The organism is Streptosporangium sp. NBC_01639 (genome assembly GCF_045209755.1).
Lineage (GTDB): Bacteria > Actinomycetota > Actinomycetes > Streptosporangiales > Streptosporangiaceae > Streptosporangium.
The window spans coordinates 5,711,751-5,725,904 of sequence record NZ_CP109272.1 but is presented as its reverse complement, the minus strand read 5'-3'; the positions used below and the strand labels follow the sequence as shown (position 1 = coordinate 5,725,904).

Here is a 14,154-nt window from a genome sequence, read left to right as displayed (position 1 = left end):
CGGTCGTTGATGACATGAGAGGGCTGGCCCTTCCGCGAGGACCCGGCACGGGAAAGATTTCTGCCCGTGGTCCCGGCAGGACTGCCTTCAACGGAGATTTAGGCAGGCCAAGCTGACGACGTTCCGAGACCTCGGAGTAACACCGGAGATCGCCGATGCCCTTGAGACCGAGGGCATCATCGCGCCGTTCCCGATTCAGGAGATGGCACTCCCCCTGGCCCTCAACGGCCAGGACATCATCGGCCAGGCGCGCACCGGCACCGGCAAGACCTACGCCTTCGGCGTGGCGATGCTGCAGCGTGTCGGCAAGCCCCGGAAAAACCGCAAGAAGCCCCGCGGGCTGGTCGTCGTACCGACCCGCGAGCTGGCCGTACAGGTCACCGAAGACCTGGTGACGGCTGCCGGAAAGCTCGGCTCGCGGATTCTCACCGTGTACGGCGGGCGCGCCTACGAGCCCCAGATCGAGGCGCTCAAGCAGGGCGTCGACGTGATCGTCGGCACCCCGGGGCGCCTGCTCGACCTGGTCAAGCAGAAGCACCTCGACCTCGGCCAGATCGACATGCTCGTCCTCGACGAGGCCGACCGCATGCTCGACCTCGGCTTCCTGCCCGACATCGAGCGCATCATCAAGCTCATCCCGAACGAGCGGCAGACGATGCTGTTCTCGGCGACCCTGCCGGGCGAGATCGTCGCCCTGTCCCGGCGTTACCTCACCCGTCCCACCCACGTACGGGCTGAGAACAACGACGTCGAGGCCGAGGCGACACCGCAGACGACCCAGTTCGTCTGGCGCGTGCACCGGATGGACAAGGTCGAGATCGTGGGCCGCCTGCTCCAGTGCGAGGGGCGCGGACTCACGATGATCTTCTGTGAGACCAAACGCGCCTGCGACATGGTCGTCGAGCAGCTCAAGGAGCGTGGTTTCGCCGCCGCGGCCGTCCACGGAGACCTGGGACAGGGCCAGCGCGAGCAGGCTCTGCGGGCCTTCCGCAACGGCAAGATCGACGTCCTCGTCGCGACCGATGTCGCGGCGCGCGGCATCGACGTCGACGACGTCACGCACGTGGTCAACTACGACTGCCCGCAGGACGAGAAGGCCTACGTGCACCGGATCGGCCGCACCGGCCGGGCGGGCAAGACCGGCGTCGCGGTGACCTTCGTGGAGTGGGAGGACCTCACTCGCTGGAAGGTCATCAACAACGCGCTGTCGCTCGCCTTCGCCGAGCCGGTCGAGACCTACTCGACCTCCCCGCACGTCTTCAGCGACCTGGGCATCCCCGAGGGCACCAAGGGCGTGCTGCCGCGCGCCAACCGGTCCCGGGCGGGCCTGGCCGCAGAGGAGGTCGAGGACCTCGGTGAGACCGGGCGGATCCGCTCCCGCGGCCCCCGCCGGGGACGCGACGAGGAGCGGGACGAGCGCCGCGAACGTCCCGCCCGCGCACCCCGCGAGCGCCGCCGCACCCGCGGGGGCCAGCAGGGCGCCGACGGAGCCGGGACGGCCCAGCAGGTGGAGACCGTCCAGCCGATGGAGACGGTCACCGAGACGGCGCCCGTCGAAGAACCCAGACGCCGGCGCGGCCGCGCCGGCCGTAGAGCCGAGGAGACCCCGCTGCCCGCCGTGGCCGAGGGAGTCCAGAGCCCGATCACCGAGCTCGCCGAGGTGGAGGTGGACGTGACGTTCCGCAAGGACTCCATTACCGACCAGCCCGCCGAGACCGCGCCCCGCCGGGGCAGGACCCGGAAGGCCGGACTGAACCCCGAGGTGAGCCTCATCGGTGACACCGAGACCCAGCCTCTCCGGGAGCCCGTGGCGGACCGGACCGACGGACCGCGCCGCAGGCGGGAGCCGGTGGCCGAGGTTCCCCAGTGGGAGGACGAGTCCGTGACCGATCACCGGGACGACGAGCCCGCACCCCGGCCGCAGCCGGAGAAGATCATTCCGGCGAGCCCGTTCTCGGTGATCTTCCAGTCACCCGATCTGGCGACGGACGACGACGAGATCGCCCCGTCGGCGGCCTCGGAGCGGGCGCAGAGCCGCCGCCGCCCGCCGAACAGGGGTCAGCAACAGCAGCAGCGGGGCGGACGCCGCCCGAGCTAGCCGTAGCCGGTGAGGGGGGCGCGACCACGGGTGGCGTCCCCCTTTCCGCGTCATGAGACGCACAGAGTCATGTCACCAAGAGAGGTATCGTGGGGCCACGTGAGTACGCCGCGATTTCTGACCCTGCCTCCTGGCGTCCGATCCCGTCAGATCGACACGACGGTGGGTTCCTTCGCCGTGCTGGAGGCCCTGCCGATCAGTGGGGTCGCTGAGCGCTGGCCCGCCTTGCTGGTCCCCGGCCTCACGGGCAGCAAGGAGGATTTCATCGCGATCCTGCAGACGCTCGCCCAGTCGGGGCGCCGGGTCGTCGCCGTGGACATGCGCGGGCAGTTCGAGACGGACGGCCCCGAGGACGCCGGCGCCTACACCTGCGCGGCCCTCGGCAACGACATCGACGTCCTCGCGCAGACGATCGGCGGGGGTGAGCCCCTCCACCTGGTCGGGCACTCCTTCGGCGGCCTGGTCACCCGGGAGGCGGTCATCGACGGCCGCACCAAGTTCGCGTCCTACACGCTGATGAGCTCGGGCCCCACCGGGATCGTCGGCGTGCGCGAGCGGGCCGCCCGGACGATGCTCGCGGAGCTTCCCGGGTTCGGCCTGGAGCACATATGGCATGACCGGATGGAGCCGGAGGTTCTGGCCACCGGAGTGCCGGACGACATCATCGCGTTCCTGCGCAAGCGGATTTTCGCCAACTCCCCGACGGGCATGATCACGATGGCCGGGGAGGTGCTCTCCGCACCGGACCGGTGCGACGAGCTCACCCAGGTCGAGGTCCCCACCCTGGTCCTGTACGGCGAGCACGACGACGGCTGGCCACCGCGGACGCAGTCGGAGATGGCTGACCGGCTGAACGCCGAGTGCGTGGTGGTTCCCGGTGCCGCCCACTCCCCGGCGGTGGAGGCCCCGGAGACGACGGCCGCGGCGCTCGTCCGGTTCTGGAACGCGGCCGAGACACGGCCGCTGGTCTGAGACCACCCGACGGGCCCGGTGAGCGGTCCCGGCCGGGCCGACCCGTCGGTGGATCGGACCCACCGCCAGGCGCCCGCACCGTCAATGGACGAGGCCGTCCCAGGGCCGACGTCACCGTCAGTCGGCGAGGCCGTCCCAGCGGCGGCGGTCGCCCGAGGCGGCCTGGCCCTCCGGGCAGTGCCTGCGAAAGTCGCACCAGGAACAGAGCGGGCCGGTCCTGGGCGGGAAGTGCGCGTCGACCTCTTCGGGGACCTTCGGCGGGGTGCGGTCCGCGCTCCTGGTGCGCGCCGTACCGGACCAGGAGCGATAACGGTCTTCGGCCTCGGCGGCCTCGGTCGCGATCTCCTCGGCCCGGCTCAGGTGGCGGGCCAGGGACTCGTCGGTGTGCTCCCACTCCACGATCGAGCCGGTCGGCAGATGGTGGAGCTCGACCCGGTGACACCGACGGTGCAGCATCCGGCCGGAGGCGATGGCGTACACGGCCAGCGCGAGCGAGGAGCGGGCGTCATCGGCGGTGAGGGGACGACGGCCGGTCTTGTAGTCGACCACGACCAGTTCGTCGCCCCGCCGGTCGAGCCGGTCGACCCGGCCGGAGACGGCGATGACGGACGTCCTGGTGGCCACGGTCCGCTCGACGCCGACAGGCTCGTCGGAAGGATCGAGGCTCGCGACGTATCCGGCGGTCATCTCGCGGGCCCGGTCGCGCCAGGCCGCCGACTGCTCGGCGTCGCGGAATCCCTCGTTGATCCATCCCCTGGTGACCAGGGTGGCCGCCGTCACCGGCGTCCGCCGCTCGTAGGGTTCGCGCCACCAGCCGGCCAGGGCGTTGTGCACGCTCGCCCCGACGCTGTTGTGCGCCCAGGGCGGCCCCTTCTGCGGCGACGGCCGGTCGAGGTAGGTGAACCGGTGGCGCCGGGGGCAGTCCAGCCAGGTGTTCAGCCGCGACGGCGTGCAGGAGTACAGCCGCCGCGGCATGCCCTCAAGGGGGAGCTGGTCCACGGAGGACTACTCGTCGAGGAGCTTCAGGTTGATCTTGGCGGCCCGTGTCCCGTCGCTCAGCGGGGTCTCGGCCTTCTCGGTCACCTCGCCGCGGGTCAGGGAGCCCGACAGCCAGGCGTCGAACTGCGGCTCCAGAGCACCGATGGTGGTCTCCTCACCGTGCGCGGGCAGCACTCGGGTGCTGTGACGCAGGGTGAACAGCCGGCCGCCGATCGCGGTGAGCTGGTCGGCCAGCGCGGGGTACTCCCCGCCGATCTTGCCGGGCCCGTCGGCCTGCAGGGTCTTGCCGGTGAAGACCGCGTCGAGGGCCTCGCAATACAGCGAGACGCCGCCCTGGGAGATGCCGGGGGTGGACATGACCTCCAGCTCGGCGTCGGCGACGCCGAACACCCCCTCGTCCTCCATGTCGATGTCCGGCCAGGTGTCCGGCCAGGTCAGCCGCCACAGTGGCCGGTCCTTGGGATGGAGGGCGACCACGGCCTCGTCGCGTGCCGCCATCTCGATGGCCGCGCCCACGTGGTCGGGCAGGCCGTGGGTGCAGATGACGGCGAGCACCTCCCGATCGCCGACCTTCTCCAGGATCTTCTCCGCGTCACGCGCGGGATCGATGACGATGACCTCCTCGTCGTCACCCACGATCCAGGTGTTGTTCTCGACCTTGTGCTCGACGCCGTCGACATCGACGACGCCCTCGGTTACCACTCGTTCGATACGCGCTGTCACGCTTCCGAACTTTACTGCCTCGCTCACGCTCACGGCTCGGAGGTGGGTAACGGATAGCTTTCCTATTCGCCCTATTCGCCCGTCTGTTGGCTTCCCATTGCCTGACGCTGCCCAACGGCGTGTCAGATCTCCTCGCCGCCCAGCCGCGGGGAGAACGCGCCGAAGGGCAGATCGAAGGCCTGTCCCTGGTCCCGCAGGTCACGCAGGGCGAACTCGGTCAGGGTTATCAGGTAGCCGGCCTCCGCGGGCCAGACGACCACCCACAGCCAGTTGCCCAGCGCCTCACCGGCGTAGACCGCCCGGTCGGGAGCGGCCTCCACGCACCACAGCGCGGCCGGATGGCCGCTGACGTCGATCTTGGCGTGCGACGGCCCCTCGTCGAACCCGGCACCCGGGTCCGCGCCCTTCAGCCCGGCGAACCCGGCTCCCAGGCCCACGCCGGGCTCCTCGGCGATGATCAGCATGTCGGCCGGCCCGTAGGTCAGCGAGGGACCGGAGACCGCCACCACGGTGGCTCTGATGCCGCTGCGCTCGTCGCCGGCCTCGCCCAGTCCGGTGACCAGCCAGCCCTGGGGCAGTGGCCACGGCAACCAGGCGGGCACGAGTGCGTCGCGGCCGACCGCCTCCACGGCGGCGGCTGAGGGGCGTCTCGGCGGCTGCAGTGGCAGGACGTCACCGTGCGGACCACATCGCCAGGCACTTGACCAGGCGCCTGGCGGGCGGAGCGGGCCGAAACACCGCGGGCAGGTAGGCGCGGCTCTCACGCCTACCAACGGTGCTTCGTCAACGGCCGTCGCGTCAAGGGCACACCGCGTTATCCGGCCGTAATCTTTTCAACGTGCGCGTAAATTGTGTGGGAGCGATCATCCGTGACGGCTCCGGCCGGCTGCTCCTCATCCGCCGGGGCCACCCGCCCGGCGAGGGGCTCTGGTCGCTCCCCGGCGGCCGGATCGGACCGGGCGAGTCGGACTCCGACGCGGTGGTCCGCGAGGTCGCGGAGGAGACCGGCCTGACGGTCACGCCCGGCCGCCTGGCCGGTGCCGTCGAACGTCCGGGACCCGGCGGTGTCGTCTACGTGATCCGCGACTACCTGGCCGAGGTCTCCGGCGGCACGCTCTCCGCCGGAGACGACGCCGCGGACGCCCGGTGGTTCACCGAGGAGGAGCTCGTACGGCTGCCGCTCTCCCCCGGTCTGCTGGACGCCCTCACCGAATGGGCGGTCATCGCGCCTCCTTGAGCGTGGCAGCCCCCGCCCCTTCAGGGAGGGATGATGTCAACGAGCCGCCGTCAGGGTCGAGCGCCACAGCGTGAGGTGGTCGGCGTTGTAGGTGGTGGATCTGCCCAGGGCCACCACCTGGCCGCCGGAGATCGCGACCGCGCCGAGCCGCTGGGCGCCGTCGCCGCCCTGGGCAGGGGTGTGCGGCTGCCAGGAGAGCCCGTCCTCGGAGGTCCACGCCACGCTGTCGCCCTCGCCCGGACGTCCCTGCCAGCCGACCGCCACCACGCCCTCCGCGGTCGCGGCCAGGTCCTGTACGGCAGCCGTGCCCTCCGCCGGGATCCAGGAGAACTCCCAGGTCAAGCCGTTGTCGTCGGACACCGCGCCGAAGGCTCGGAGCCCGTCCCCGGTCTGCGCGGTGCCGGCGGCGACGATGTGCCCGCCGTACAGGACCACGTGCCGCAGTCCGGCCGACGTCGCTCCCGGGGGCAGAACCGGCTTGCGCGCGCTCCATTCGACCCCGTCGGCCGAGACCCAGACCACGCCGGTCTCCTGTGCTCCGCCGGTGCCGCCGACGGCCACGTAGCCGGACGAGGTGGCCGAGACGTCGTACAGCCGCACCCCGCCACTGGCGGGGAGCTTCTGAGCCCTGGTGTAGCGCTTCAGGTCGGACGAGAACCACAGGACGGGGACGGTCCCCGCCGGACCGCGGTCCTCACCGGCGATGACGTAACCGGACGGGCCGGCGGCGACCGCGTGGGGAGCGAGGAAGTAGTGCTCGGCGGCCGGGGTGAGCTGCTCCGGGGCCGACACCCCGCGCCAGGTGGTGCCGTCCTCCGAGGTGACGAGGAGAGGCGAGGTGGCGGAGGCGTTGAGCATGGTGCTGCCCACGGCCAGCCAGCCGGCCCGGCCGTGCGCGACGTCGCCGAGCGACTGCCGCCACGGACCGCCGAGGCTGCCTGCCGGACCACCGGTCCGCCAGTTCTCGCCGTCCGCGCTGGTCCAGATCCCCGCGTCGCCGGACGCCGCGCCCACGGCGACGAACAGGCCTCCCCCCGCGGCCACCCTGGCCGTCTCGCGGGCGGCTCTGGTGAGGCCGTCGATCCCGTTCAGGGGGACCGGGCGTGCCTTCTCCCCTCTGGCCGCGGTCATGAGGACCAGGCGGTTGTCCACGTCGGCGGCGCGTTCGTCGCCGCCGACCACGAGCGTGCCCCCGTCCGAGACGGCGAGCGCCCGCAGCGAGCCGGGCACCTGCCCGAGGTCGGTGGTCATCCGCCAGTCGTGGCCGTCCTCGCTGGTGTAGACGGAGTAGCGTTCGAAGCCCGACTCGGTGACGGCGGCCACCCCGTCCGGCGAGGAGGCCAGGCGCCTGACGCCCGAGCCGTCGGGGGCCAGCCCGCCGATGGTGCCGCACCGGGACCAGTCGTCGCCCTGGGGCGAGCAGTAGACGGCGACCTCGCCCTTGTCGCTGCGCTGCTGGGTCGGGACGAGCACGAAACCGTCGGCCACCACCGCCAGCGCGCCCGATTCGGGGCGGACGCCGGTCAGCACCGCGTCGGTCCGCAGCCAGGTCCTGCCTCCGTCGGCCGAGCGCAGGACCACGGACGAGGACCCGCTCCGGACCGGGTCGCCCAGCGCGACCACCGCGTCGCCCTTGGCCACGACCGCCGCCAGACCCCGGATCCGGTCCGGCGGATTGATCTCCCCGCTGTTCACCCTGGTCCAGTTCCGTCCGTCGGGCGAGATCCACGCGACGGCTCCGGCGGCTCCGTCCGGGAGGACGGTCGTGCCCACCGCCACGAAGCCCGAGGAGGTCCTGGCCAGGTCCATGATCTTGTCCCCGGCCGAGAACACCTCCAGCCCGCCGGGGTCCACCGCGTTCCAGCTGTAGCCGTCGGCGCTGGTCCAGAGGCCGTGACCGGTACCGAGGGGATCGTTGCCCGCGGCCAGCCATCGGCCCTCGCCGCCCGCCACCAGGCCCACGGTGGTCGGTCCCGCCTCGTAACCCGCCGGTCCCGTCACGTTGCCCAGCCGCCAGGTCCCACCCCCGTCCGGGGAGTACAGGAACAGCGGTCTGGGGACGGGGCTGGTGGTGTCGCTGCCGACGGCGACCATGGCGGAGCCCGCCGACGCCACGGCGTTGAGGACCTGGCTCGACCCGTCTCCGCCGAGGTCGGGCCGCGGCACGAAGTTCGCGTCCCCGGAGCGCACCTCGTCGCCGACCAGCCGGAGGCCGGTGGTGAACGGCCCGCTCACCCACTCCCACAGCACCAGTCCGCCGCCGACCGCACCGGTCAGGACCAGGACCATCAGGAACGGGATCACCAGGCCACGGCCGCGCCGGCGTCTGGTCGGGCTGGAACGACGCAGCGCCGAAGGGGCGGGCGCGGCCCGGTGGTGCCGCCCGCCGTTCGGTCCCCGCCTGCCGGGCGGGCCCTGGGCGACCAGCAGGTCCGGCCGGGCGGGCCGGCCTTCGGGCGGGCGCCCCACCCGCCGTACCGGCTCGAAGTCCTCCTGAGCCGGTACGGCGGCCGCGGACGCGGATTCGGGCGCGGAATCGGGTTCGGGCTCGGGTTCGGGTTCGGGTTCGGGTTCGGACGCGGCGAGGTCCTGCGGCCCTGCCCGGGTCTCGTCGTCGAGCCTGCGCGCCGGTCCGGAGACGGCGGTGGCGTCGGGCCACCACTCCTCCTGGCGCTCATCCGGTGTCCAGGGGCCGGGCGACGGTTCCCAGGGGCCGGGTGACTCCCGGGGCTCGCGCGGCGGCCCGGAGGCGACCAGCAGATCCGGCCGGGGCGCCTTCCTCGGCCCGCCGGGGGCGTCGGACCGCTCTCCCCGGCGCTCATCCGGCGTCCCGGGCCCACGGGCGTCCCAGGGCTCACCCGGTGTCCCGGGCTCGGGCTTCTCCCGGGGTGCGCGGGGCGGCCCGGAGGCGACCAGCAGATCCGGCCGGTCAGCCGTCCGCCTGCGAGACGACCGTTCGGGCGGGACGCTTCCGTCGCCGGGCTCGGGTAGCCGTCCATGCACGGGAGGACGGACGGACGGGTCGTCGGGCTCGGGGGGCCGTCCGTGCGCGGGAGGGCGGACGGACGGGTCGTCGGACGAGGAGGCGTAGGGCTGGGTGTGCGGGCGGCGGCGTTCGCCGCCCAGACCCTCGGGACGGGCCTGAGGGGGTTCGTTCCCGTCCGGGTCGGGCGAGGCGAACGGAGGGAGCATCCACGGGGAGGCCAGCGGGAGCCCCCGGACGCCGTCGTCGGAGGGCCCGGGAGGGGAGTGCTGGATCGTGGGCGGAGACTCCTGGGACTCCCGGGGCCCGTGGGACTCCGGGGACCCGGATGCGGGTGCCGGGTCGCCACGGACATCGCCGTCGTCCGCCGGCCACTCTCGCGAGCGCGGGTCGTGAGGGCCCGGGGCCACGCTCAGCACCTCCTGTAGGAAGCCCGGTTGCGCCCGGGGCCACACCCCGGATCGTTCCAGTCATCTCCGCGACACTCTGCCGCAACCCCCTATGGGAACGGCGAATCGCACGTGACCCTACTCCTACCCCGTTCCATCCAAACGATCACCTCCGGCGGCCGGGTGACCGAAGTTCGGCCGCACACCGTCCAGAGCAACACGGCGGAGCTCCGATGACGAGACCTCTCTAGTCAGATTTATCGATGCAACGCCGGAATTATCCCTATTTGCCCAAATATTTTCGCTGGCCCTGGCCGCGATGGGGTCCGGACCGTCCCATGGAAGTCCGTCTTTGTGTGGATTAGTTCACAGACACCCGCGCCCGGCAGGCGTACACCTGAGGCAGGAGACCACCACTCAGGGAGCAGACCATGAAACGGCTGGGGCCCGTCTACACACTGGCGGCCGGAGCGGCGACAGCCGTCGCACTCGGCGTGCTCAGCGCCGGCAGCACACCGGCGCCGCAGAACGTGAACGCGCGGGACGTCCCCTCCGTGGTCACCACGATCACCCCGGCTCCATCGGCCGCCCCCACCGCCACCAGGACCGCCCGGCCTACTCCCGAGAAGGCCGACTACGCCGGCCGGGTCAAGGGCAACGGCGGACTCATCGCCGTCTCGGTCCGCGACGGCAAGGCGATCGCCTACTTCTGCGACGGCAGGGCCGAAGCCTGGCTCCGGGGCCGGGCGACCGGCGACCGGGTCGTCCTGTCAGGGCCGGGAAACTCCTCCGTCACCGCCCGGCTGAGAGACGGCGGGGCCGCCGGAGAGTTGCGGTTCGGCGGCAGGCAGTGGGACTTCCGGGCGCCCACCGTGAAGAAGCCCTCCGGGCTCTACCGGGCGAGCGCGATCGTCCGCGGCGCGAAGGTGCGCGCCGGCTGGATCTACCTGGATGACGGCAGCCGGGTCGGGCTGACCCTCGTCGACGGCGAACCCGCCGACGTGGCCATCCCGGAGCCGGGCGCGAACGCGACCGTCGACGGCCAGGAGATCGACCCCCAGGACGTCGACGAGTTCATCGGAGGGTTTTGATGGATGACACACAGGTCTCGCGGATCCCGCAGGTCTCACCGCGGCGGAGCCTCACCCCGCTGCTCGTGCCGCTCGCCGTCGGCGCCCTGGTCGCGGTCGGCCTGGGCGTGTACGGACGGAGCCACGTCCCCACCGGCTACGCGATCGGCCCGGCCGGATTCTCCGGGCCGCTGGCCATGAAATCCTGGCTCACCACCGGCGCGTTCCTGCTGGCTCTGGTCCAGCTTCTCTCCGCCCTGGTGATGTGGGGCCGGATCACCCTGAACGTGCCGTGGATCGGCACCCTGCACCGCTGGTCGGGCCGGGCGGCGTTTTTGCTGACGGTTCCGGTGGCGTTCCACTGCCTGTACGCGCTGGGCGCCCAGTTCGACACGCCCCGGGTGATGGTCCACTCGCTGCTGGGCTGCTTCTTCTACGGTGTCTTCACCGCGAAGATGCTGGCGCTGCCCCGGCGGGGGCTGCCCGGCTGGGGCCTCCCGGTGCTCGGCGGGCTGACCTTCACCGCGCTGACCGGACTCTGGCTGACCTCGGCTCTGTGGTTCTTCACCGCGATCGGGATCACGCTGTAGGAGGAGTGAAGGCGGTGGTGCGCCCGAGCCCCGCCGCCCGGCCCTTGGCCGCCACCACCAGCGCCATCTTCCTGGACGCCTCGTCGATCATCTCGTCGCCGAGCATGACCGCGCCGCGCCTCTCGACCGTCGTGTAGTAGCCGTACGCGTCGAGGATCAGCTCGGCGTGGTCGTAGTCCTCCTGGGAGGGCGAGAACACCTCGTTGGCGGCCTCCACCTGGCTCGGGTGGAGCACCCACTTGCCGTCGAAGCCGAGCGCCGCAGCCCGGCGGGCCACCCGGCGGTAGCCGTCAAGGTCCTTGATCGCCAGGTACGGGCCGTCGATGGCCTGCAGGCCGTGCGTGCGGGCGGCCATCAGGATGCGCATCAGGATGTAGTGGTAGGCGTCGCCCTCGGTGTAGCCGGGGGGCTGCTCGCCGACCACCAGGGTCCGCATGTTGATCGAGGCCATGAAGTCGGCGGGGCCGAAGACCAGCGTCTCCAGCCGCGGCGACGAGCCGCCGATGGCGTCCACGTTGACCAGACCCCGGGCGTTCTCGATCTGGGCCTCGATGCCGATCCGGCCGACCGGGAGGCCGTTGGCCTTCTCGATCTGGGTGAGCAGCGTGTCGAGCCAGACCACCTGGACCGGGTCCTCCACCTTGGGCAGCATCAGGCAGTCGAGGAACTCCCCCGCGCCCTCCACGACCTCGATGACGTCCCGGTAGGTCCACTGCGTGCTCAGGTCGTTGACCCGCACGACCCTCGTCCTGCCCGACCAGTCGCCCTCGCGCAGGGCGGCCACGATGTTCTTGCGCGCCCCCTCCTTGGCGAGCGGGGCGACGGAGTCCTCCAGGTCGAGGAAGACCTCGTCGGCGGGCAGCCCCTGGGCCTTCTCCAGGAAGCGGGGGTTGCTGCCCGGCACCGCCAGGCACGAACGTCGCGAGCGCATGGGCACACGCTAGCGGCCGTTCCGCCCCTCGTGACAGGGCGGGCCGTGCTATGGCCCCTATACAAAGGGCCCGGCCTGTTCTTGGCACCGATCTCGTATGACTCTTGTCCTGGATGTCCTGAGAATAGAGAGCACGCATTGGTAAGGGAGATTTTTACGATGGCACACGCTTCCTCGGTGGCCCGGCCCGCCGTACTGTCCGACCTCATCCCCGGCTCCCGCGTCCGCGACGTCGCGCTCGTCGTCGGCGGCGCGGCCCTGACCGGCCTGGCCGCGCAGCTCACCTTCCCCATGTGGCCCGTCCCGGTCACCGGCCAGACCTTCGCGGTCGTGCTGGTCGGCGCGGCGCTCGGCATGAACCGCGCGGTGCTGAGCATGGCGCTCTACCTGCTCATCGGCGTCGCGGGCGTCCCGTGGTTCCAGGACGGCACCGCGGGCTTCGGCGGGGCCACCTTCGGCTACGTCATCGGCTTCATCGCCGCCGCGGCGCTCGTCGGCAAGCTCGCCGAGCGCGGCGGCGACCGTACCGTGCTGCGCACGGTCGGCACGATGGCCCTCGGCAACCTGACGATCTACGCCTTCGGCCTGCCGGTCCTCATGGCCGTCACCGGACTGGGCCTGGGCAAGGCGCTCGCCGCGGGCGTGATCCCCTTCCTGGCCGGCGACGCCCTCAAGATCGCGGTCGCGGCCGGTCTGCTGCCGGCGGCGTGGAAGCTCTCCCGCCGCTGACCCCTCGTGACATGTACGGCCTGCGCTCCCGTCCGACCGGGAGCGCAGGCCGTACATTCGTCTCATGGGAGTGATCGAAGAGGGCGCCAAGAAGTCGGGGGTCCTGTGGCTGTCGCTGGACCGGCCCCGGCTGGCCTGGCACGCGTGGCACGACGGGGCGATCTACGTGGTCACCGGCGGCGGCGAGCAGTCGCTGCCCGGCCTGGCCGAACGCGGCGAGGTCCAGGTGACCCTGCGGAGCAAGGACAACGGCGGGCGGCTGGTCGTCTTCGACGCCGCCGTCGAGGTGGTGGACCAAGCGGAGGCCGCCGAGGCGGTGGCCGCGCTGGCCAAGGAGCGGCTCAACGCCGTCGACGGCGCCACCCTGACCGAGCGCTGGGCCGCCCGGTCGCAGGTGGTACGGCTCACGCCACGGGAACCGGCTCCATGACCTCCGTCTTGGGGTGCGGCAGGACCGCCGTGGCCCGCTGGGCCAGGTAGGCGCCGGCCAGCACGACGAGGCCGCCGACGATCTGGAAGGCCCCGAGTCCCTCGCCCACCAGGATCCAGGCGACCACCGCCCCGGCGATGACCTCCAGCGAGGCCACCGTGGAGCCGATCGCGGCCGACAGGCGGCGGACCGCGGTGACTCCGAGGATGTAGGCGACGACCGTGGCGACCACGATCATCAAGATCGTAGCCACCCAGGCCGGCAGCGCGTAGCCGCCCTCGGGGGTCACGGTCCGGGTGAGCGCCGCCCACGGGATGTCCCAGGGCCGGGAGATCGGGGTGAGCACCGCCGCCGCACCCAGCAGGCCCCAGGCGATCAGGCCCAGCGGATCGACGTCGTCGCCGAAGCCGTCACTGAGCAGGAAGTATCCGGCGCAGCAGAGCGCCGCGCCGAAGGCGAGCAGCAGGCCGACCGGGTCCAGGGCCAGGCCCGACCAGACCTCGACCACGATGCCGAGCCCGACCACCGCGACCACGGCGCCGACGAAGGCCGCGCGCGGCAGCCGTACCCGGCGGACGAACCGCACCCAGAACACGACCAGCACCGGCGAGGTGAACTCGATCAGCAGGGTGACGCCCACCGGCAGCCGGGTGATCGCCGCGAAGTACAGTGCCTGCACGCCCGCCACCGCGACCAGCGCGTAGGCCAGGAAGAAGGGCAGCCGCGAGCGCGGGATGCGCAGCGCCCGGGGCCTGACGGCCGCGAGGACGCCGACGAGCAGCAGCCCGGCGCCGGCCATCCGCACCCAGACGGCCTCCAGCGGCACCAGCCCGGCGGCCGCCAGGTATTTGGCCATCGGCCCGGAGAAGGCGAAACACCAAGCCGACACGAACGCGATCAGCAGGCCGGCACGCCGCATGAGACACCATCCTGTAATTACCGTTTAAGCATTTTGATGCTGTCATGGTAGGACGGATCAGGGCAAGAGGGCGTCCGAAATGTG

The 14,154-nt window shown here is 72.0% G+C and carries 13 protein-coding genes; 7 read left to right on the top strand and 6 right to left on the bottom strand.

From position 1 onward, the window contains the following. Positions 1-202 precede the first annotated feature (202 nt). Together OHA77_RS26235 and OHA77_RS26230 are read left to right on the top strand one after the other, a co-directional pair. Positions 203-2,098: a DEAD/DEAH box helicase gene (locus tag OHA77_RS26235; RefSeq protein ID WP_406312116.1), complete on the top strand. Its 1,896-nt coding sequence runs from the start codon at positions 203-205 to the stop codon at positions 2,096-2,098. Between the two features lie 99 nt (positions 2,099-2,197). Continuing rightward, complete coding sequence (locus OHA77_RS26230) at positions 2,198-3,070, top strand: alpha/beta fold hydrolase (protein WP_406312115.1); 873 nt, start codon at positions 2,198-2,200, stop codon at positions 3,068-3,070. A gap of 117 nt (positions 3,071-3,187) precedes the next feature. Here OHA77_RS26230 and OHA77_RS26225 read toward each other — a convergent pair whose 3' ends face one another. The 3 genes from OHA77_RS26225 to OHA77_RS26215 form a co-directional block, all read right to left on the bottom strand. After that, the gene (locus OHA77_RS26225) at positions 3,188-4,069 is read right to left on the bottom strand and encodes a RecB family exonuclease (RefSeq protein WP_406312114.1); all 882 of its coding nucleotides are present in this window, start codon (positions 4,067-4,069) and stop codon (positions 3,188-3,190) included. 6 nt (positions 4,070-4,075) lie between these two features. After that, complete coding sequence (locus tag OHA77_RS26220) at positions 4,076-4,792, bottom strand: MBL fold metallo-hydrolase (protein ID WP_406312113.1); 717 nt, start codon at positions 4,790-4,792, stop codon at positions 4,076-4,078. A gap of 122 nt (positions 4,793-4,914) precedes the next feature. Continuing rightward, the gene (locus tag OHA77_RS26215) at positions 4,915-5,556 is read right to left on the bottom strand and encodes a DUF6758 family protein (RefSeq protein WP_326825566.1); all 642 of its coding nucleotides are present in this window, start codon (positions 5,554-5,556) and stop codon (positions 4,915-4,917) included. 89 nt (positions 5,557-5,645) lie between these two features. Here OHA77_RS26215 and OHA77_RS26210 point away from each other — a divergent pair, with 89 nt between their 5' ends. Continuing rightward, entirely contained in the window at positions 5,646-6,029 is a 384-nt protein-coding gene (locus OHA77_RS26210; protein ID WP_406312112.1) for an NUDIX hydrolase, read from the top strand. 36 nt (positions 6,030-6,065) lie between these two features. On the opposite strand, the gene OHA77_RS26205 is transcribed toward OHA77_RS26210, so the two are convergent. Next, positions 6,066-9,422 (bottom strand): hypothetical protein, encoded by a 3,357-nt coding sequence (locus tag OHA77_RS26205; RefSeq protein WP_406312111.1) that lies wholly within the window; start codon positions 9,420-9,422, stop codon positions 6,066-6,068. A 410-nt stretch (positions 9,423-9,832) separates the two neighbouring features. On the opposite strand from OHA77_RS26205, the gene OHA77_RS26200 reads away from it, so the two are divergent. Together OHA77_RS26200 and OHA77_RS26195 are read left to right on the top strand one after the other, a co-directional pair. Continuing rightward, complete coding sequence (locus OHA77_RS26200; RefSeq protein ID WP_406312110.1) at positions 9,833-10,492, top strand: hypothetical protein; 660 nt, start codon at positions 9,833-9,835, stop codon at positions 10,490-10,492. Then, on the top strand, positions 10,492-11,061 hold the full coding sequence (locus tag OHA77_RS26195) for a DUF6529 family protein (protein ID WP_326825570.1): 570 nt from the start codon (positions 10,492-10,494) through the stop codon (positions 11,059-11,061). The genes OHA77_RS26200 and OHA77_RS26195 overlap by 1 nt, the downstream gene beginning before the upstream one ends. On the opposite strand, the gene OHA77_RS26190 is transcribed toward OHA77_RS26195, so the two are convergent. Further along, on the bottom strand, positions 11,051-11,992 hold the full coding sequence (locus OHA77_RS26190; RefSeq protein ID WP_326825571.1) for a CoA ester lyase: 942 nt from the start codon (positions 11,990-11,992) through the stop codon (positions 11,051-11,053). The genes OHA77_RS26195 and OHA77_RS26190 overlap by 11 nt on opposite strands. A gap of 159 nt (positions 11,993-12,151) precedes the next feature. Between OHA77_RS26190 and OHA77_RS26185 the strand changes: the two genes are divergently transcribed. Together OHA77_RS26185 and OHA77_RS26180 are read left to right on the top strand one after the other, a co-directional pair. Further along, the gene (locus OHA77_RS26185; RefSeq protein WP_406312108.1) at positions 12,152-12,721 is read left to right on the top strand and encodes a biotin transporter BioY; all 570 of its coding nucleotides are present in this window, start codon (positions 12,152-12,154) and stop codon (positions 12,719-12,721) included. A 64-nt stretch (positions 12,722-12,785) separates the two neighbouring features. Further along, entirely contained in the window at positions 12,786-13,151 is a 366-nt protein-coding gene (locus tag OHA77_RS26180; protein ID WP_406312107.1) for a hypothetical protein, read from the top strand. Here OHA77_RS26180 and OHA77_RS26175 read toward each other — a convergent pair. Further along, complete coding sequence (locus tag OHA77_RS26175) at positions 13,126-14,070, bottom strand: EamA family transporter (RefSeq protein WP_406312106.1); 945 nt, start codon at positions 14,068-14,070, stop codon at positions 13,126-13,128. The two genes, OHA77_RS26180 and OHA77_RS26175, sit on opposite strands and share 26 nt — an antisense overlap. Positions 14,071-14,154: the final 84 nt, after the last annotated feature.